This window comes from Brevundimonas sp. (assembly GCF_041911375.1).
Taxonomy (GTDB): Bacteria; Pseudomonadota; Alphaproteobacteria; order Caulobacterales; family Caulobacteraceae; genus Brevundimonas.
Map to the genome: position 1 here is coordinate 46,087 of NZ_JAYRPA010000038.1, position 18,264 is coordinate 64,350.

Annotated in this window: 14 protein-coding genes; 11 read left to right on the forward strand and 3 right to left on the reverse strand. The window is 68.2% G+C overall.

The features are described from left to right. The first annotated feature begins 15 nt into the window (after nucleotides 1-15). The 4 genes from mmsB (at nucleotide 16) to ACE3PU_RS07790 (ending at nucleotide 3,984) form a co-directional block, all read left to right on the forward strand. Nucleotides 16-918, forward strand: coding sequence for a 3-hydroxyisobutyrate dehydrogenase (gene mmsB, locus ACE3PU_RS07775; protein ID WP_374388377.1), 903 nt, complete (start codon nucleotides 16-18; stop codon nucleotides 916-918). Next, nucleotides 918-1,703 (forward strand): enoyl-CoA hydratase, encoded by a 786-nt coding sequence (locus tag ACE3PU_RS07780; RefSeq protein ID WP_374388379.1) that lies wholly within the window; start codon nucleotides 918-920, stop codon nucleotides 1,701-1,703. The genes mmsB and ACE3PU_RS07780 overlap by 1 nt, the downstream gene beginning before the upstream one ends. A 77-nt stretch (nucleotides 1,704-1,780) precedes the next feature. Then, nucleotides 1,781-2,734, forward strand: coding sequence for a flavin reductase family protein (locus tag ACE3PU_RS07785; RefSeq protein ID WP_374388382.1), 954 nt, complete (start codon nucleotides 1,781-1,783; stop codon nucleotides 2,732-2,734). Between the two features lie 62 nt (nucleotides 2,735-2,796). Beyond that, nucleotides 2,797-3,984: an acetyl-CoA C-acyltransferase gene (locus ACE3PU_RS07790; RefSeq protein ID WP_374388384.1), complete on the forward strand. Its 1,188-nt coding sequence runs from the start codon at nucleotides 2,797-2,799 to the stop codon at nucleotides 3,982-3,984. Nucleotides 3,985-4,070: 86 nt separating this feature from the next. Here ACE3PU_RS07790 and ACE3PU_RS07795 read toward each other — a convergent pair whose 3' ends face one another. From ACE3PU_RS07795 to ACE3PU_RS07805, 3 genes are all read right to left on the reverse strand, one after another. Beyond that, nucleotides 4,071-6,398, reverse strand: coding sequence for a GH92 family glycosyl hydrolase (locus ACE3PU_RS07795; protein ID WP_374388386.1), 2,328 nt, complete (start codon nucleotides 6,396-6,398; stop codon nucleotides 4,071-4,073). Between the two features lie 55 nt (nucleotides 6,399-6,453). Next, a complete protein-coding gene (locus ACE3PU_RS07800; RefSeq protein WP_374388389.1) occupies nucleotides 6,454-6,831 on the reverse strand; it encodes a response regulator in 378 nt (125 codons plus the stop codon). A gap of 129 nt (nucleotides 6,832-6,960) precedes the next feature. Further along, nucleotides 6,961-8,394, reverse strand: coding sequence for a short-chain fatty acyl-CoA regulator family protein (locus tag ACE3PU_RS07805; RefSeq protein ID WP_374388391.1), 1,434 nt, complete (start codon nucleotides 8,392-8,394; stop codon nucleotides 6,961-6,963). Between the two features lie 133 nt (nucleotides 8,395-8,527). Here ACE3PU_RS07805 and ACE3PU_RS07810 point away from each other — a divergent pair, with 133 nt between their 5' ends. From ACE3PU_RS07810 to ACE3PU_RS07840, 7 genes are all read left to right on the forward strand, one after another. Further along, nucleotides 8,528-10,063 carry an acyl-CoA carboxylase subunit beta gene (locus ACE3PU_RS07810; protein ID WP_374388394.1) on the forward strand — a complete coding sequence of 512 codons (1,536 nt, stop codon included), beginning with the start codon at nucleotides 8,528-8,530 and terminating at the stop codon, nucleotides 10,061-10,063. Nucleotides 10,064-10,071: 8 nt separating this feature from the next. Next, nucleotides 10,072-12,051, forward strand: coding sequence for an acetyl-CoA carboxylase biotin carboxylase subunit (locus ACE3PU_RS07815; RefSeq protein WP_374388396.1), 1,980 nt, complete (start codon nucleotides 10,072-10,074; stop codon nucleotides 12,049-12,051). Beyond that, entirely contained in the window at nucleotides 12,051-13,433 is a 1,383-nt protein-coding gene (locus tag ACE3PU_RS07820; RefSeq protein ID WP_374388398.1) for a methylmalonyl-CoA mutase family protein, read from the forward strand. The genes ACE3PU_RS07815 and ACE3PU_RS07820 overlap by 1 nt, the downstream gene beginning before the upstream one ends. Beyond that, on the forward strand, nucleotides 13,430-15,589 hold the full coding sequence (gene scpA, locus ACE3PU_RS07825) for a methylmalonyl-CoA mutase (protein WP_374388400.1): 2,160 nt from the start codon (nucleotides 13,430-13,432) through the stop codon (nucleotides 15,587-15,589). Before ACE3PU_RS07820 ends, scpA begins: the two co-directional genes overlap by 4 nt. Continuing rightward, a complete protein-coding gene (mce, locus tag ACE3PU_RS07830; RefSeq protein WP_374388402.1) occupies nucleotides 15,586-16,008 on the forward strand; it encodes a methylmalonyl-CoA epimerase in 423 nt (140 codons plus the stop codon). The genes scpA and mce overlap by 4 nt, the downstream gene beginning before the upstream one ends. 62 nt (nucleotides 16,009-16,070) lie before the next feature. Further along, entirely contained in the window at nucleotides 16,071-16,952 is an 882-nt protein-coding gene (locus ACE3PU_RS07835) for a DUF4232 domain-containing protein (RefSeq protein ID WP_374388405.1), read from the forward strand. Nucleotides 16,953-17,003: 51 nt separating this feature from the next. Further along, a complete protein-coding gene (locus ACE3PU_RS07840) occupies nucleotides 17,004-18,194 on the forward strand; it encodes a glycine C-acetyltransferase (protein WP_374388407.1) in 1,191 nt (396 codons plus the stop codon). Nucleotides 18,195-18,264: the final 70 nt, after the last annotated feature.

Consider the following 18,264-nt stretch of genomic DNA (forward strand, 5'->3'; position numbering starts at 1 on the left):
CAAGGGAGAATGACCATGACCAAGATCGCCTTCATCGGCTTGGGCAACATGGGCGGCGGAATGGCCGCGAACCAGGCGAAGGCGGGCCATGCGGTCGCGGCCTTCGACCTGTCGGCCGAGGCCCTGGAGCGGGCGGGGGGCGCGGGCTGCACGCCGGTCGCATCGGTCGCCGAGGCGGTGAGGGACGCCGAGGTGGTCATCACCATGCTGCCCGCCGGACCCCATGTGCTGAAGGTCTATTCGGAGCAGATCATCGGCGCGGCGCCGTCCAGCGCCCTGCTGCTCGACTGTTCGACCATCGACGTGGAGACCGCGCGCAAGGTCGCGGGCCTGGCGCGGGACGCCGGCTACGCCTTCGCCGACGCGCCGGTGTCGGGCGGCACGGCGGCGGCAGAGGCCGGCACGCTGGCCTTCATGGTCGGCTGCGACGAGGGTGACTTCGCGCGGGTCGAGGCGGCGCTGGAGCCGATGAGCCGCATCACGATCCGCGCTGGCGACCATGGGGCGGGGCAGGCGGCCAAGATCTGCAACAACATGCTGCTGGGGATCAGCATGATGGGCACCTGTGAGGCCATCGCCCTGGCCGAGAAGCTGGGGCTGGACCCCGAGCGCTTCTTCGAGATCGCCTCTAAATCCTCGGGGCAGTGCTGGAGCGTCAGCAGCTATTATCCCTGGCCCGGCCCGGTGCCGACGGCGCCGTCGAACCGCGACTATCAGGGCGGGTTCGCCACGGCCATGATGCTGAAGGACCTGAAGCTGGCGCAGGACGCGGCGGCCAAAAGCGGCGCCTCGACCCCGCTCGGCGCCCAGGCCGAGGCCATGTACGCCCTTTTCGACGGGCTGGGTCATGGCGGACGTGATTTCTCCGCCATGCTGCAGATGCTGCGCGGTCAACTTTCGACGCTGGAGACCAAATGATGGCCGACGCCTATTCGACCCTGCTGATCGAACGCCACGCCGACGGATATGCCGTGGTGACCCTGAACCGGCCCGAGGCGCTGAATGCGCTGAACTCGACCCTTTTCGGTGAACTGGCGGCGTTCCTGGATGCGGTCGAGGGCGACGACAGCGTGCGCTGCCTGATCCTGACCGGATCGGCCAAGGCGTTCGCGGCCGGGGCCGACATCAAGGAGATGGCGGACCAGTCCTACGCCGACATGTTCAAGGGCAACTTCTTCGCCCTGGGCCACGACCGGATCACCCGGTTCAGGAAACCGATCATCGCGGCGGTGTCTGGCTATGCCCTGGGCGGCGGGTGCGAACTGGCCATGCTGTGCGACTTCATCATCGCTTCCGAGACGGCCAAGTTCGGCCAGCCGGAGATCAACCTGGGCGTCGCGCCCGGCATCGGCGGGTCGCAGCGGCTGACGCGGCTGGTCGGCAAGTCCAAGGCCATGGACATGATCCTGACCGCGCGGATGATGGATGCGGCCGAAGCCGAGCGGGCCGGTCTGGTCAGCCGCGTGGTGGCCCCCGAAGCGCTGCTGGACGAAGCGCGCGCGGCGGCGGCGAAAATCGCGTCGCAAAGCCCGCTGGCAGTGATGATGAACAAGGAGATGGTCAACGTCGCGCTGGAGACGACCCTGGCCGAGGGCGTGCGATTTGAACGTCGCCTCTTCCACAGTCTGTTCGCCTTCGAAGACCAGAAGGAAGGCATGTCCGCCTTCGTCGAAAAGCGGAAGCCCGACTTCAAGGGGCGCTGACCCCACGGCTGGCGCAGGCCTGTCGAAGCGCCTTAATAGGGCGGACCTTTTCACCGATCCGGGACGCCCGCCCCTTCATGTCTTCGTCGTTGGCCATCATCGAACTGGACGTTGAATCCTGGGGCGACGCGGATGATCCCGTCGTGGTCCTGGTGGGGCCGCGAGACCGACTGTCGGCGGACTGGCGCGCCTCCGTGAAGGCCCTGGTCGAGGCCGGCCGGCATGTCATCGCGCCCGAGCTGTCGCCGATCGAGCCGGACCTCGCCGTCGTCGCGCTCCGCCGGCTGCTGGCGGAGATGTCTTCACGCCCCTCGGTGCTCTGCGCCGCCCAGGCCGTCGATCTGCTGTCGCATGCTCTGGCCGCCAAGGGGCCGCCGCTGGCTGCGGCCGTGATCGTTGTCGGCGGCGCCGTCGACATCGTCGAGACTTTCGGGGCGCCCGCCATGGCGATCGATCCCTTTGACGGTCCCGATCCGGTCGAGGCGTTCGACACCGCGCTGGTGGGTTTTCTGGAGAAGAACGCGCCGCGCGAGGCGGTGGTCTATCATTCCGGTTCGGACGCCCGCACGCTGCGCGATGCCTTGGGCTGCTTCGCCACGGGCGTGACGGTGGTGACGACCCGCGACGGCGCCGGGTCGCCGATCGGCCTGACCGCCAACTCCTTCAGCGCCGTGTCGCTGGATCCGCCCCTGATCCTGTTCTGCCTGGCCAAGAGCTCGAGCAATCTGGCTCGGTTCCGGGCCGCCGAACACTTCGCCATCAATGTTCTGCACATCGGCCAGCAACCGACCTCCGGCGTCTTCGCCCGCTCGACCGAGGATCGGTTCCAGGACGTCGCGTGGGAGAGCTGGGACACCGGCGCGCCGATCCTGTCGGGCTCCTTGGCCAGTTTCGAATGCGCCACCCACGAAGTGGTCGAAGCCGGCGACCATCTGGTCTTCATCGGCCGTGTGCTGCGGGCGCGGTTCGAGCCGCGTCGCGATCCGCTGCTCTATTTCCGGGGCAAGTATCGGCGGCTGCACTTCGCCTGACCGCCCTGTTCATGACGCCTTACGCGTCCTAACTGTCCGCGAAAGACCAAGAGGAAACCGTCATGTCCGCGTCCGATCCCGTCGTCATCGTATCCTACGCCCGCACGCCGATGGGCGGTTTTCAGGGCGCGCTGTCGGACGCCAAGGCGACCGAGCTGGGCGCGGCGGCTGTGAAGGCGGCGTTGGATCGGGCCGGCGTGGAGCCTGAAAAGGTCCAGCAGATCATCATGGGCTGCGTCCTGCCCGCCGGCCTGGGCCAGGCGCCGGCGCGCCAGGCGGGGATGGGCGCGGGCCTGCCCGTCTCGACCGAGGCGACCACCATCAACAAGATGTGCGGCTCGGGCATGCAGGCGGCCATGATGGCGCGCGACGCCCTGCTGGCGGGTTCCGCCGACGTCATCGTGGCGGGCGGCATGGAGTCCATGACCAATGCCCCGTACCTGATGCAGAAGCATCGCGGCGGCGCGCGCATCGGTCACGACGTCATCTCCGACAGCATGTATCTGGACGGATTGGAGGACGCCTATAATCCGGGCAAGCTGATGGGCCAGTTCGCCGAGGACACGGCGCAGGTCTATCAGTTCACCCGTGAGCAGCAGGACGCCTATGCAACCGCCAGCGCCGCCCGCGCCAAGGCGGCGCAGGAGTCCGGCGGCTTCGACGCCGAGATCGTTCCGGTCGAGGTGAAGACGCGAAAGGGGGTGGTCACCGTCGACCGCGATGAACAGCCGACCAAGTCCGATCCGTCCAAGATCCCGAACCTGAAGCCCGCATTCGGCAAGGACGGCACGATCACCGCCGCCTCGGCCGCCTCGATCTCGGACGGCGCCGCCGCCCTTGTCATGATGCGCCAGTCGACCGCCGAGGCGCTGGGCATGACGCCCGTCGCCCGCGTGGTCAGCCAGGCGGCGCACGCGCACGAGCCCAGCCTGTTCACCACCGCCCCGGTGTTCGCGCTGCGCAAGGCGCTGGAGAAGGCAGGCTGGTCCGCTGACGACGTCGACCTGTGGGAGGTCAACGAGGCCTTCGCCGTGGTGCCGATGATCGCCATGCAGGAACTCGGCATTCCGCACGACAAGATCAACGTCAACGGCGGCGCCTGCGCCCTGGGTCACCCGCTGGGCGCGTCCGGGGCGCGCGTGCTGACCACCCTGCTGTCGGCGCTTAAGGCGCAGGGCAAGACCAGGGGCATGGCCGCCCTGTGCATCGGGGGCGGCGAGGCCACGGCCATGGGCGTCGAGTTGGTCTGACGGCCGACCCGCGCCTGCCGTCTCTCCGCGCCTCACGCGATCCGCCGGTCTTGCTGCGCGAGCCGGAGGATGAGGAAAAGCAGGGATCAGCGGCCGAAGGGCGTCATCGAATAGGGCCGCGCCTCGACGTCCGTCGCCCACGCCCGGTTGGGTTCGGCGCTCATGACGAATGTGAGTTCGCCGCCCGCCAATATCTGCTCGTGCGTCACGACAGAGCGCTCCAAGGGGCGGCCGTTCAGGGTGACGGAGCCGACGTAGGGGTGGGCGTCCGACAGGCCCTCGGTGCGGATGATGAACTTGCGGCCGTTGGGCAGGTTCAGCGTGGCGCGCTCCACGAACGGCCGACCGATGACGTATTCGTTCGACCCCGGCGTCACCGGATAGAAACCCAGCGCGGTGAACATCAGCCAGGCCGACATCTGGCCCAGGTCGTCGTTGCCGGCCAAGCCGTCGGGCGTGGTCCTGTACTGGGTCTCGATGATCTGCTTCAGCCGCTCCTGGGTGCGCCACGGCTGGCCCGCATAGACGTACATGTAGGCCGTGTGGTGGCTGGGCTCGTTGCCGTGGATGTACTGGCCGATCAGGCCGGCGATGTCCTCGGCGTGGGAATAGTCCAGGCCCGTGTTGTCGTAGTCGAACATGGCGTCCAGCTTGGCGACCGTGGCCGCGTCGCCGCCCATGGCCCCGACCAGGCCGCCCAGATCCTGGGGCGCGAACCAGGAATATTGCCAGGCGTTGCCCTCGGTGTAGTCCGAGCCGTAGTTGATCGCGACCGGATCGAACGGTTCGCGGAAGGCGCCGTCGGCCTTGCGAGCGCGCACGAAGCCTGTGGCCGGATCGAAGGTGTTGCGCCAGAAGCCGGCCCGCTGCTCGAACGTCTCGGCCACGTCGTGGCGGCCCAGCGCGCGGGCCATGCGGGCGATGGTCCAGTCGTCATAGGCGTATTCGACCGTCTTGGACGCCGCCTCGGGCTCGCGGTCGATGGGGACGTAGCCGAGGTCCATATAGTCGCCCAGACCGCCGTAGGGGCGATAGGTGGCGCTGGAGATCATGGCGTCCAGGGCGGCGTTTCCATCAAAGCTGCGCAGCCCCTTCATCCAGGCGTCGGCGATGACCGGCACGGCGTGGTAGCCGATCATGGTCCAGGTCTCCTGGCCGGCGAACTGCCAGACGGGCAGGACGCCGTGCGGGCTGGCCTCCTGGGACGCCAGCAGGGACTGGATCATGTCCACATTCCTGGACTCCGGCTGGACCAGGGTCAGCAGCGGGTGTTCGGCGCGGAAGGTGTCCCACAGCGAGAAGGACGAGTGGAAGGTGAAGCCCTCGGCCGTGTGGACCTGGTTGTCCGGCCCGCGATAGCGGCCGTCCACGTCGCCCGAGACGCTGGGGGCGATCAGCGCGTGATAGAGGGCGGTGTAGAGGCTGGTCTTCATGTCCGGCGACGCCTCGATTTCGATCGCGCCCAGGGCCTGTTCCCAAGCGGTCCGGGTCGAGGCGCGCAGGCTGTCGAAGTCGAAATCGCCGCCCTCACTGTCCAGGTTCCGGATTGCGCCCTCCTCGTCCACGGTTGAGATGGCGACCTTGACCAGCAGCGGGCCGTCCAGCGGGCCGAAGTCGAAGGCGGCCTCGAGCGCCCGGCCCTCCAGCACCCTCTTCTCCTCTGGCGTCCTGCCCGGCTGCTTGAAGCCGTTGTAGGGGACGTCGGTCTCGGCGTTCCGGATCGCGTGGCCGGTCATGGGCTGGGAGAAGCGCATCGCGAAATAGAGCTGGCGCGCCGGGGCCCAGCCGCGCGTCTCGCGGAACCCCGTGACCACGCCGTCCGGCCGCACGCGGATGCGCGACCACAGGACCTTGCCCGGATAGTCGTAGATGGAGCGGCGGAAATCGAGCAGCACATGGGCCGGCTGTCCGGCCGGGAAGCTGTAGCGATGTAGGCCGACGCGGGTGCCCGCCGTCAGTTCGGCGCGGACGCCGGAATCGATCAGGCTGACAGCGTAATAGCCAGGCTCGGCGGTCTCGGTCGTCTTGTCGAAGCGCGAGCGATAGCCCGAGCCGGGCTGATTCGCCTCGCCTGGCTCCCATTTGACCTCGCCCGACAGGGGCGTTAGCAGGACGTCGCCCAGGTCCGAATGCCCCGAGCCGGAGAAGTGGGTGTGGGAAAAGCCTAGGATGGTCGGGTCGTCGTGGCGATAGCCCGAGGCCCAGTCGTACGATTGGCGGAAATATTTGATGTCGGTGTCGGGGCTGAGTTGCACCATGCCGAAGGGGGCGACGGCGCCGGGAAAGGTGTGGCCCTTGCCCGCCGTACCGATGAAGGGATCAACGGCGTCGAACGGCGTTTGAGAGGTCTGGGCCGCCGCGCCGCCGCCCAGCATCATCGCCGCCAAAACCGCCGCCAATCCGACCCGTCGCATGCCATTCTCCCGCCTGAAGCTGGAGACTAGGCGGCTGCGCCAGCGCGCGCCAGCGTCAGGCCGCGTGCAGACGGACGTGATCGGCCAGTTGCGCCGGATCGAACGGCTTCACGATCACCCCGGCCGCCCCCAGGGCGCTGTAACGCTGGCGCTCCTGTTCCGAGGCTCGTCCCGTCAGAAAGACGACGGGGGTGTCCGCCAGCCCGTCCAGCGCTCGTATGGCGGTCAGCGTGGCGGGCCCGTCCATCTCCGGCATGGTGACATCGAGCAGGATCAGGTGGGGCCGCAGGCCATCTTCGAGAAGCTGGAGAGCCTGCTGTCCCGACTCGGCTGATGTCACGCGGATGTCGGGAGCCCCGAAAAGACACAGGGCCGTGACGTGGCGCATTTCTGCGTCGTCGTCGACATGAAGGACGAGCAGGGTCGAGGACATTCGGCGTGTACGTGCTCAAGCGTGGTTCAGATGCCGCACGACCGCCGTCAATGTCGAAATCTGACTTAAGATCAACGGAATACAGCGTTCCGCACTTGGCGAGCACCGTTAGCCGACAGCGGGCGTTTGTCAAAGGGCGTTCGCTGCGCCACCGATCCTGTAGGGTACGACGTCACGCTCGTTTCTGGGCACCTGCAGCGCGCGATCGATGGGCGGGAAGGCGCGCTGGGTGCAGTCGGTGCGTTCGCAGATCCGGCAGCTGACGCCGATCCGGGCGGCGGGGCCGTTCAGGTCCAGACCGGCGGCATAGACCAGCGCGCCGGCGTGCTCGACCTCGCAACCCAGGGACAGGGCGTAGCGGCGGTCGTTGGCCAGATACGATCCGCTGGGCTTGGACACGCTGCGCGCGATGGAGATGTAGCGCGAGCCGTCGGGCATCTCGGCCAGTTGGACGCCGATCCGGTCGGGCGTGGCGAAGGCCTCGTGCACGTTCCACAGCGGGCAGGCGCCGCCGAAGCGGGCGAACTGGAAGCGCGTCGCGCTATGCCGCTTGGTGATGTTGCCCGCCATGTCGACGCGGGCGAAATAGAAGGGCACGCCGCGCCAGCCCGGCCGCTGCAGGTTCGACAGCCGGTGGCAGACCTGTTCGAAGCTGACCTGAAACCGCGTCCGCAGCCGGTCGATATCGTGCTTTTCCGCCCGGGCGGCATCCAGGAAGGCGCGATAGGGCAGCAGCAGCGCGCCGGCGGCGTAGTTGGCCAGCCCGACACGCGCCACGTCGCGCGCCGCCTGGGTGCGAAAGGCGGCCTGATCCAGCTCGCTCTCGATAAGATCGTGGAAGGACAGCAGGGCCAGCTGGTGCGCCAACTGGAACGACCGGGTCGCGCCGGGCCGCCAGGCGTCCAGCGTCAGCACGCGGCTGACGGGATCGTAGCGGCGCAGCGCCTCCTGACCCGCGACATAGGCGGTGCGCACGCCGTGCCGGTCGCCCAGCATGGCCTCCAGCGCCCGTTCGATCTGGCCGTCGTTCGGCAGCGTCGCCGCAAGCGCCTCGGCTGCCGTATCCAGCGTGTCGATATAGTTGTCGCGGTAATGGAAGAAGTCGCGGACTTCCTCGTACGGCAGCAGGGCGACGCTGGCGCCCAGTTCATCGCGACCCAGGGTGTCGTCCAGCGCCTTTACCCGTTCGTCCAGCTGGCGGAAGGCCTGGTGCAGGGCCAGGAACTGGCGCGCCAGGCGCGGGGTATTGGCGACCGCCTGCTTCAGTTCGGCGGCGGTGGGCGGCTCGGCCTGGCCGCTGATGGGGCCGGCGATGTCGGTGGTCGCCTCGCGCAGGTCGGCGATCAGCCGGGCGTCCCCTTCCAGATCGAACAGGCTGGCGTCGACGTGGAAGGCGCGCGTCAGGGCGATCAGCACGCGCGCCGTCGCGGGCCGCTGGTTCGTCTCCAGTTGCGAAAGGTAGGAGGGCGACAGGCCCAGACGCTCGGCGCAGGCCTCCAGCGTCCAGCCGCGCGCCTCGCGGAGCTTGCGCAGCTTGGCGCCCAGAAAGAGTTTTTCGGCCATTCGCAGTTTTGCAGATCGAGCGGTGTCGCTTTGCTAGTGCGCACAGGTCCGCACGATTTGCAAAGTTGCGTTTGCCTTGTTGCGATCAACGCGCCAATCCAGGGGCGACGAATAGAGAGAGGTCCGCCGACCGATGAGCCAAGCCATCCTCGAGGAACTGGAGCGCCGCCGCGCCGCCGCGAAACAGGGCGGGGGCGACAAACGCATCGCCGCCCAGCACGCCAAAGGCAAGCTGACCGCGCGCGAACGCATCGACGTGCTGCTGGACGAAGGCTCCTTTGAAGAGACCGACATGTTCGTGGAGCACCGCAGCCACGAGTTCGGCATGGAGACGCAGCGCATCCCCGGCGACGGGGTGGTGACGGGGCGCGGGACCATCGGCGGCCGTCTGGTCTATGTCTTCTCCAAGGACTTCACCGTCTTCGGCGGCTCGCTGTCGGGCGCCCACGCGGCCAAGATTGTCAAGCTGCAGAAGATGGCTCTCACGACCGGCGCGCCGATCATCGGCCTGTTCGACGCGGGCGGCGCGCGCATCCAGGAGGGGGTGGAGAGCCTGGCGGGCTACGCCGACATCTTCCTGCAGAACACCCTGGCCAGTGGCGTCATTCCCCAGATCAGCGTGATCATGGGGCCGTGCGCGGGCGGCGACGTCTATTCCCCGGCCATCACCGACTTCATTTTCATGGTGAAGGACACGTCCTACATGTACGTGACCGGCCCCGACGTGGTGAAGACGGTCACCAACGAGGTCGTCAGCCACGAGGACCTGGGCGGCGCCCGCGTCCATGCCGGCAAGTCGGGCGTGGCGGACGGGGCGTTCGAGAACGACCTGGAGGCCCTTTCGGAGGTGCGCCGCCTGATCGGCTTCCTGCCGCTGTCGAACCGCGAAAAGCCGCCCGTGCGCGAAAGCTACGACGAGCCGGAGCGGGACGAGCCCAGCCTGGACACCCTGGTCCCGGCCAATCCGAACCAGCCCTATGACATGAAGGAGCTGATCCTGAAGACGGTCGACGAGGCCGACTTCTTCGAGATCGGCGCCGACTTCGCCAAGAACATCATCTGCGGCTTCGGCCGGCTGGACGGCCAGACGGTCGGCATCGTCGCCAACCAGCCGCAGGTGCTGGCGGGCGTGCTGGACATCGATTCAAGCCGCAAGGCCGCGCGCTTCGTGCGCTTCTGCGACGCCTTCGGCATTCCGCTGGTGACGCTGGTGGACGTGCCGGGCTTCATGCCGGGAACCAAGCAGGAGTACGGCGGCCTGATCCGTCACGGCGCCAAGCTGCTGTTCGCCTACGCCGAGGCGACCGTGCCGAAACTGACCCTGATCACCCGCAAGGCCTATGGCGGCGCCTATGACGTGATGAGCTCCAAACACCTGCGCGGCGACGTCAACTACGCCTGGCCCACCGCCGAGATCGCGGTCATGGGCGCCAAGGGCGCGGTCGAGATCATCTTCCGCAAGGAGGCCGGCGATCCCGAGGCGCTGGCGGCGCGCGAGGCCGAATACAAGGACCGCTTCGCCAATCCGTTCGTGGCGGCGGGCCTGGGCTATATCGACGACGTCATCATGCCGCACGGCACGCGGCGGCGGCTGGTGAAGGCGCTGCGGACGCTGAAGAACAAGGTCCAGGAGAACCCCTGGAAGAAGCACGACAATATTCCGCTGTAGGTCCAGACATGTTCTCCAAAATCCTCATCGCCAACCGGGGCGAGATCGCGGTTCGGATCATCAAGACCTGCCGCCGCATGGGCATCCAGACCGTGCAGGTCTATTCGGAGGCCGACGCCGGATCGCTGGCGGTCGAGATGGCCGACGAGGCGGTGCTGATCGGGCCGGCGCCGGCGGCGCAGTCCTATCTGCTGACGGACAAGATCGTCGAGGCGGTGCGCCAGACGGGGGCGCAAGCCGTGCATCCGGGGTTCGGGTTCCTGAGCGAGAACGCCGGGTTCGCGCGGCGGCTGAGGGACGAGGGGATCGCCTTCATCGGGCCGAATCCCGAGGCCATCGAGGCCATGGGCGACAAGATCAGCTCCAAGAAGCTGGCGGCCGAGGCCGGGGTCTCGACCGTGCCGGGGCATATGGGCCTGATCGAGACGCCGGAGGAGGCGGTCAGGATCGCCAACCAGATCGGCTATCCGATCATGATCAAAGCCTCGGCCGGCGGCGGCGGCAAGGGCATCCGCGTGGCCCATTCGGACGCCGACATGGCCGAGGGGTTCGCGGCGGTGAAGGCCGAGGCGCTGAACGCCTTCGGCGACGACCGGGTCTTCCTGGAGAAGTTCATCGTCGACCCGCGCCACATCGAGATTCAGGTGCTGGGCGACAAGCACGGCAATGTCGTCCACCTGTTCGAGCGCGAATGCTCGATCCAGCGCCGCAACCAGAAGGTCATCGAAGAGGCGCCGTCGCCCCTGCTGGACGAGGCTACCCGCGCCGCCATGGGGGCGCAGGCCGTCGCCCTGGCCCAGGCCGTGAACTATGACTCCGCGGGCACGGTCGAGTTCGTCGCGGGTCAGGACAAGTCGTTTTATTTCCTGGAGATGAACACGCGTCTACAGGTCGAACATCCGGTGACGGAGCTGATCACCGGGGTCGATCTGGTCGAACAGATGATCCGTTCGGCCTGGGGCGAGCATCTGGCGTTCAAACAGGACGACCTGAAGATCGACGGCTGGGCCATCGAGAGCCGCATCTACGCTGAGGATCCCTATCGCGGCTTCCTGCCCTCCATCGGGCGACTGGTCCGCTACGAGCAGCCGGAGGAGGGCGAGCAGGACGGCTATGTGGTCCGCAACGATTCCGGCGTCCGCGAGGGCGACGAGATCAGCATGTTCTACGACCCCATGATCGCAAAACTGTGCGCCTGGGGCGCGACGCGCGAGGCGGCGGTCGAGGGCATGGCCCGCGCCCTGGAGGACACCCACCTGTCGGGCCTGGGCCACAACGTGCCCTTCCTGGCGGCGGTGATGGACCAGGAGCGGTTCAGGTCGGGCAATCTGTCGACGAGCTACATCAAGGACGAGTTCCCGGACGGCTTTCACGGCCTGCGTCCGACGCAGGATCAGGAGCGCATCCTGATCGCCTCGGCCATGGCGATGCACGAGGTGATCGCCGAACAGGACGGCGACCCGTCGGACCGCACCGACTGGATCGTGCTGGTCGACAAGACGCCCCACGGCGTCGGCCTGTCCTATGACGCGGATGAGGCGATGATCCTGACCCTGACGGGCGGCGGCGACATCCGCCTGTCGGACATCGACTGGCGGCCGGGCCTCGCCCAGTTCAAGGCTGAGCTGGACGGCGAACCCTTCACCGCCGAGGTCAAGCGCGTCGCCGACGGCTTCGACATCCGTCACCGCGCCGCCAAGGCGCGGGTGCGGGTGCTGCGTCCCCACGTCGCCGAACTGTACGCTCGCCTGCCTGAAAAGGCGGCGGCCGACACGTCGAAGATGGTGCTGTCGCCGATGCCGGGCCTGGTGGTCTCGATCCCGGTGGTGGTCGGCCAGGAGGTCAAGACCGGCGAAACCGTGGCGATCATCGAGGCCATGAAGATGCAGAACATCCTGAAGGCCGAACGCGACGGCGTGGTGAAGGCGGTCGGGGCCAAGGACGGCGATCCGGTTGCGGCCGACGACGTGCTGGTGGAGTTCGGATGATGACGGCCTTTCCCGCGCCCACGCCCCTCGAGTGGCGCGAGGCGGCCCAGAAGGCGCTGAAGGATCGGCCGATCGAGGCGTTGATGCACCTCGACGCGGACCAGCTGGTGACGCGGCCGCTGTATGCGGGGGCGACCGGCGTGCAGCCGATCTTTGCGCCGCGTCCGTCGGACTCGGAAGGTCGGGCGTGGGATCTGCGGACCCTGGTCGAGGGGGACGAGGCCGAGGCGGTCAACGCCGCCGTCCTGACCGATCTGGAGAACGGCGCGGCTTCGGTGGTGCTGAAGGGGCGGGTGCTGGCGGATTCCGCGCCGCTGGGTCGGGCGCTGGGCGGCGTGGCGCTGGAGCTGGCGCCGGTGGCGCTGGACGCCGGGATCGACGGGCCGGATGCGGCCAACGCTCTGGCCGTCGTGGCCAAGGGCTCGCCGCGCGCCAAGCTGAGGTTTCACTTGGACCCGGTTTCGGCCTTTGCCGAGGCGGGCGGGGCGCCGCGTTCGGTCGAGGAGCATCTGAGCCTGGCGGCCAATACGGCGGCGCGGCATGCGGGGGGCTATCCCGAGGCGACCTTCTTTCTGGCCAGCGGGCGAGTGGCGCACGAGGCGGGCGGATCGGCCGCGCAGGAACTGGCCTTCGCGGCGTCAAGCGTCGTGGCCCATGTGAAGGCGGCCATTGACGCCGGCATGTCGGTCGAGGCGGCCTTGCGCGGCACGGTCGTCGGCCTGTCGGTCGATGCGGACTATTTCGACAGCCTGGCCAAGGTGCGGGCCATGCGGCTGATCTGGTCCAGCCTGACCAAGGCGTTCGGCGTCGAGATGCCGGCCGTGATCGAGGCGCGGTCGTCGCGGCGGATGCTGTCGGCGCGCGATCCTTGGCCCAATCTGCTGCGGCTGACGGCGGCTGGGTTTGCGGGCGCGGTCGGCGGTGCGGATGTGATGGTGCTGGACGGCTTCACCCGCGCGGCGGGGCGGCCTGACGCCTTCGCGCGGCGTCAGGCGCGCAACACCCAGCTGGTGCTGATGGAGGAGGCGCATCTGGGCCGGGTGGATGATCCGGCGGCGGGGAGCTGGTATCTGGACGCCCGGACGCGGGATCTCGCCGAGGCCGGCTGGGCCGAGTTCCAGATGATCCAGACCGAGGGCGGTCTGATCGAGGCGTTGAAGGGCTCGATCATCCAGCCCCGCATCGCCCGCGCCCGCGCTCTGCGGGAGGTGGCGCTGAAGAACGGCGCGGCCCAGATCATCGGGGTGACCCAATATGTGGACGCGGACGTGCGGCCGGCGCCCGTCGAGGCGGCCGACGCCGCGCCGCCGCCGATCGAACGGGTGTGCGAACCTTTGAGCCCCATCCGCTTCGCGGCGGCCTTCGAGGAGGCGATCGCATGAGCTTTCCCGACTTCAGCAAGGTCGCCCTGGACCTGGGGCCGGTAGGGCAGGGGCCGACGCGTGATCCGTGGCTGACGCCCGAGGGGCTGACGGTCGAGACCGCCTACGGCCCGCAAGCGCTGGCGGGGCTGGCGCACCAGGACGGTTTGCCGGGGTTCGCGCCCTTCGTGCGCGGGCCCTATCCGACCATGTATGCGGGCAATCCCTGGACCATCCGCCAGTACGCCGGCTTCTCGACCGCCGAGGAATCGAACGCCTTCTACCGCCGCAATCTGGCGGCGGGGCAGAAGGGGCTGTCGATCGCCTTCGATCTGGCGACGCACCGGGGCTATGACTCGGACCACCCGCGGGTGAAGGGCGATGTCGGCATGGCCGGCGTGGCCATCGACAGCATCTACGACATGCGGACCCTGTTCGACGGCATCCCGCTGGACCAGATGTCGGTGTCGATGACGATGAACGGGGCGGTGCTGCCGGTCCTGGCCCTCTATGTCGTCGCGGCCGAAGAACAGGGCGTGCCGCATGCGGCCCTGACCGGGACCATTCAGAACGACATTCTGAAGGAGTTCATGGTTCGGAACACCTACATCTATCCGCCCGAGCCCTCCATGCGGATCATCGCCGACATCTTCGCCTGGACGGCGCAGGAGACGCCGAAGTTCAACTCGATCTCGATCAGCGGCTATCACATGCAGGAGGCGGGCGCCTCGGCCGATATCGAGCTGGCCTACACCCTGTCGGACGGGATCGAGTATCTGCGGGCGGGCGTCGCGGCGGGCATGCCCATCGACCGGTTCGCGCCGCGCCTGAGCTTCTTCTGGGCCATCGGCATGAACTACTTCATGGAGGTGGCCAAGATGCGGGCCGGCCGCCTGCTGTGGGCCGAGGCGGTGCGCAAGGAGGGGGGCGAGAACCCCAAATCCCTGTCCCTGCGCGCCCACTGCCAGACATCCGGTTGGAGCCTCGCCGCCCAGGACGTGTTCAACAACGTGTCGCGCACCATGGTCGAAGCCATGGCGGCGGCGGGCGGACAGACGCAGAGCCTGCACACCAACGCCCTAGACGAGGCCCTGGCGCTGCCGACCGACTTCTCGGCCCGGATCGCGCGCAATACGCAGATCCTGCTTCAGCAGGAGACCGGCCTGACCCGCGTCATCGACCCCTGGGGCGGCAGCTATTATGTCGAGCGGCTGACCCACGAACTGGCCGAAAGGGCGCGGGCCCATATGGCGGAGGTGGAGGCCCTGGGCGGCATGGCCAAGGCCATCGAGGCGGGCATCCCCAAGCTGAGGATCGAGGAGTCCGCCGCCAAGACCCAGGCCCGGATCGACACCGGCCAGCAGACGGTGGTGGGGGTGAACAAATATCTGAACCCCGTCGTCGACGATATTCCGATGCTGAAGGTCGACAATGCGGCGGTGCTGGCCGCCCAGATCGAGAAGCTGAAACGCCTGCGGGCCGAACGCGACCAGACCGCGACCGATGCGGCGCTGGAGGCGCTGACGAACGGCGCGCGCGGAAACGCAAACCTGCTGGAGCTGGCGGTCCAGGCCGCCCGCGCCAAGGCGACGGTGGGCGAGATTTCGGACGCGCTGGAGGCGGCCTTCGGCCGTCACGTCGCGACGGTCCAGACCGTGTCCGGCGTGTATGCGAAGGAGGCCGGCGATGACGCCCGTTTCGCGCGCGCCCGCGAGATGGTGGCCACCTTCGTCGAGAACGACGGCGGGCCGCCGCGCATCCTGATCGCCAAGCTGGGCCAGGACGGGCACGACCGGGGCCAGAAGGTGGTCGCCACCGGCTATGGCGATCTGGGCTTCGATGTCACGGCCGGCGCCCTGTTCCAAACTCCGGCCGAGGCGGCCCAGGACGCGGTGGAGAAGGGCGTGCATGCCGTGGGCGCCAGCTCACTCGCAGCGGGCCACCTGACCCTGGTCCCCGAGCTGAAGGCCGAGCTGGAACGGCTGGGCCGGCCCGACATCATGATCGTGGTCGGCGGCGTCATCCCGCCGTCGGATGTCCAGCCGCTGCTCGATATGGGCGCGGCGGCCGTCTATCTGCCCGGCTCGGCCATCGCCGACACGGCGGTGGACCTGATCGAGAAGCTGAACCAGAGGCTGGGTTACGCCCAGCCGGCGCCTGCAAAGGATAAGTCATGATCGGCGCCCTGAACCATGTCGGGGTCGCCACCCCTTCCATCGCGGACTCGATCAAGCTGTATCGCGACATCCTGGGGGCCACCAGGATCGGCGAGCCCTTCGACCTGCCGGCGCAGGGGGTGAAGGTCTGTTTCATCGACACGCCGACGGCCCAGATCGAGTTGATCGAACCCTATGACGAGACCAGCCCCATCGTCGGCTTCCTGGCCAAGAATCCGAAGGGCGGCCAGCATCACGTCTGTTTCGAGGTCGCCGACATCCACGCCGCCGTCGCCGAGATGCGGGCCAAGGGCGTGACCGTCCTAGGCACGGGCGAACCGCGCATCGGGGCGCATGGGACGCCGGTCGTCTTCCTGCATCCGCGCGACATGGGCGGGGTGCTGATCGAACTGATGGAGACGCCCCGAGACGGGCATTGAGGCGAACGGCAAGCGGAGCCTTTCGGCGACCTGTGCCGTTAGGTTGGCGGAAGGAACTTCTCATGACCCGTCGCCTTGCCGCCGTCGCCATCGCCGCCCTGACCGGGCTGGCCGCGTGTCAGCCGTCCGAGCCGGAACAGTCGCCGGCCCCCGTGCAGGCGCCAGCCGTGGATTCGGAGACCGCGCCGACACCGGCGATCGCCTACGCTTGCGAGAGCGGTGTGACCATCCAGGCGCGCTATCCCGACACGGCGACGGCGGAGCTTGCCTATCGCGGCCAGACCTTGGCCCTCCGCTCGGTCGAGGCGGCTAGCGGCGCACGCTATGTCGGCTCAGGCGTCGAATGGTGGACGGTGAACCGGGACGGAGAGGAAAGCGCCACCCTCAGCCGCCTGGGACCGGACAACCGGACCGGCGCGGCGGTGATGGAACGTTGCGTTCGGCCCACGGCGGGGACGGCGCCGTCGGCGGGCCTACCGCCGCCGACCGCGGCAGGCGGGGTAACGCCCGCGACGGCGCCCTGCAAGGGCGCGCAGTTGAAGCTGTCGGTCGAAGGCGGGGACGCCGGCGCCGGCAATCGCGTCCGCAACTTCGCGCTCCAGAACGCGGGAACGCAGGCCTGCACCCTGACCGGCTATCCCACCGTGACGGTTCAAGACGACGACGGGGACGTCCTGACGGCGATCCGGGCGGAGCAAAGCCCTGGCAGCTACTTCCGCCAGGGGCAGGCGCCGACGCCCGTGACCTTGGCGCCTCGGGCCAAGGCCCTGTTCGAGATGGCCTGGAATGTGGTGCCCAACGAGGCCGAGGGTCAGAAGGCTTGTCCGACCGCCGCCGGAATCCGTGTGATCGCGCCGTCAGACACCGACGCCATCACCGCCCCGTTCGAGTTCAGCCCGTGCAGCAACCGCATCCGCGTCAGCCCGCTGCGCGCCGCGGGCTGACGCGGCGCAGGCGGGGTGGAAAGCCGACCGGATTCGGCGTAGGTCGCGCCCATGACCCAGAGCTTCTACGACCGCGTCGCCGGCGAACTGAACGACATCGACGCCCAGGGGCTGACCAAGCCCGAGCGCATCATCGCCTCGCGCCAGGGACCGGTGATCCAGGTCGGCGGTCGCGACGTGCTGAACTTCTGCGCCAACAACTATCTGGGGCTGGCGGGCGACGAGCGCGTGACCCAGGCGGGGATTGCGGCGCAACAGAAGTGGGGGGCGGGCACGGCTTCGGTGCGCTTCATCTGCGGCACGCTGGAGATCCACAAGGAGCTTGAGGCCGCGATCGCCGCCTATCTCGGTTTCGAGGACGCCATCCTGTTCGCCGCCGCCTTCGACGCCAACGGCGGCCTGTTCGAACCCCTGCTGGGCGAGAACGACGCGATCGTCTCCGACAGCCTGAATCACGCATCAATCATTGACGGCGTCCGCCTGTGCAAGGCCAAGCGGTATCGCTTCGCCAACTCCGACATGGACGAGCTGGAGGCGCGGCTGAAGGAGGCCCGCGCGGCCGGCGCCCGCGACATCATCATCGCCACCGATGGCGCGTTCTCTATGGACGGCTACATCGCCAAGCTGAATGAAATCAGGGCGCTGGCGGACAAATATGATGCTTTGATCATGGTCGACGACTGCCACGCGACGGGCTTCCTGGGTCCGCAGGGCAAGGGCTCCTTCGCCCACCACGGCGTCGAGGTCGACTTCGTCACCGGCACTTTCGGCAAGGCGCTGGGCGGGGCGATGGGCGGTTTCATCTGTGCGAAGAAGTCAGTGGTGCAGCTCCTGAAGCAGCGGGCGCGGCCCTATCTGTTCTCCAACGCCCTGGCGCCCGCCGTCTGTGGTTCCAGCCTGGAAGCCATCCGCATCGCCCAAGGGTCTGAGGGGAACGCCCTGCGCACCCGCCTGTCCGCCAACGCCCATCGTTATCGAAACGCCATGGCCGACGCCGGCTTCACCCTGCTGGACGGCGAGCACCCTATCATCCCGGTCATGCTGGGCGACGCCAAGCTAGCGCAGGATTTCGCGGCGCGCGCGCTCGAGCTTGGCGTCTATGTCATCGGCTTCAGCTTTCCGGTGGTGCCGCGCGGTCAGGCCCGCATCCGCACTCAGATGTCGGCGGCCCATACCTTCGACCAGATCGACCAGACCGTTGCGGCGTTCACTCAGGCCGGCAAGGAACTGGGCGTCATTTAGCCCACTTCGCGCGCCATCGACGAACACGGGCGGCGAGGAGGCGTGGGGCCTCAGCCGCAGGCCTCGGAAA

Coding starts and splice junctions, on each gene's coding strand:
- ACE3PU_RS07790 (WP_374388384.1), top strand. CDS start 2,797: ATGTCCGCGTCCGATCCCGTCGTCATCGTATCCTACGCCCGCACGCCG.
- ACE3PU_RS07805 (WP_374388391.1), bottom strand. CDS start 8,394: ATGGCCGAAAAACTCTTTCTGGGCGCCAAGCTGCGCAAGCTCCGCGAG.
- mmsB (WP_374388377.1), top strand. CDS start 16: ATGACCAAGATCGCCTTCATCGGCTTGGGCAACATGGGCGGCGGAATG.
- mce (WP_374388402.1), top strand. CDS start 15,586: ATGATCGGCGCCCTGAACCATGTCGGGGTCGCCACCCCTTCCATCGCG.
- scpA (WP_374388400.1), top strand. CDS start 13,430: ATGAGCTTTCCCGACTTCAGCAAGGTCGCCCTGGACCTGGGGCCGGTA.
- ACE3PU_RS07800 (WP_374388389.1), bottom strand. CDS start 6,831: ATGTCCTCGACCCTGCTCGTCCTTCATGTCGACGACGACGCAGAAATG.
- ACE3PU_RS07815 (WP_374388396.1), top strand. CDS start 10,072: ATGTTCTCCAAAATCCTCATCGCCAACCGGGGCGAGATCGCGGTTCGG.
- ACE3PU_RS07785 (WP_374388382.1), top strand. CDS start 1,781: ATGTCTTCGTCGTTGGCCATCATCGAACTGGACGTTGAATCCTGGGGC.
- ACE3PU_RS07820 (WP_374388398.1), top strand. CDS start 12,051: ATGACGGCCTTTCCCGCGCCCACGCCCCTCGAGTGGCGCGAGGCGGCC.
- ACE3PU_RS07780 (WP_374388379.1), top strand. CDS start 918: ATGGCCGACGCCTATTCGACCCTGCTGATCGAACGCCACGCCGACGGA.
- ACE3PU_RS07810 (WP_374388394.1), top strand. CDS start 8,528: ATGAGCCAAGCCATCCTCGAGGAACTGGAGCGCCGCCGCGCCGCCGCG.
- ACE3PU_RS07840 (WP_374388407.1), top strand. CDS start 17,004: ATGACCCAGAGCTTCTACGACCGCGTCGCCGGCGAACTGAACGACATC.
- ACE3PU_RS07835 (WP_374388405.1), top strand. CDS start 16,071: ATGACCCGTCGCCTTGCCGCCGTCGCCATCGCCGCCCTGACCGGGCTG.
- ACE3PU_RS07795 (WP_374388386.1), bottom strand. CDS start 6,398: ATGCGACGGGTCGGATTGGCGGCGGTTTTGGCGGCGATGATGCTGGGC.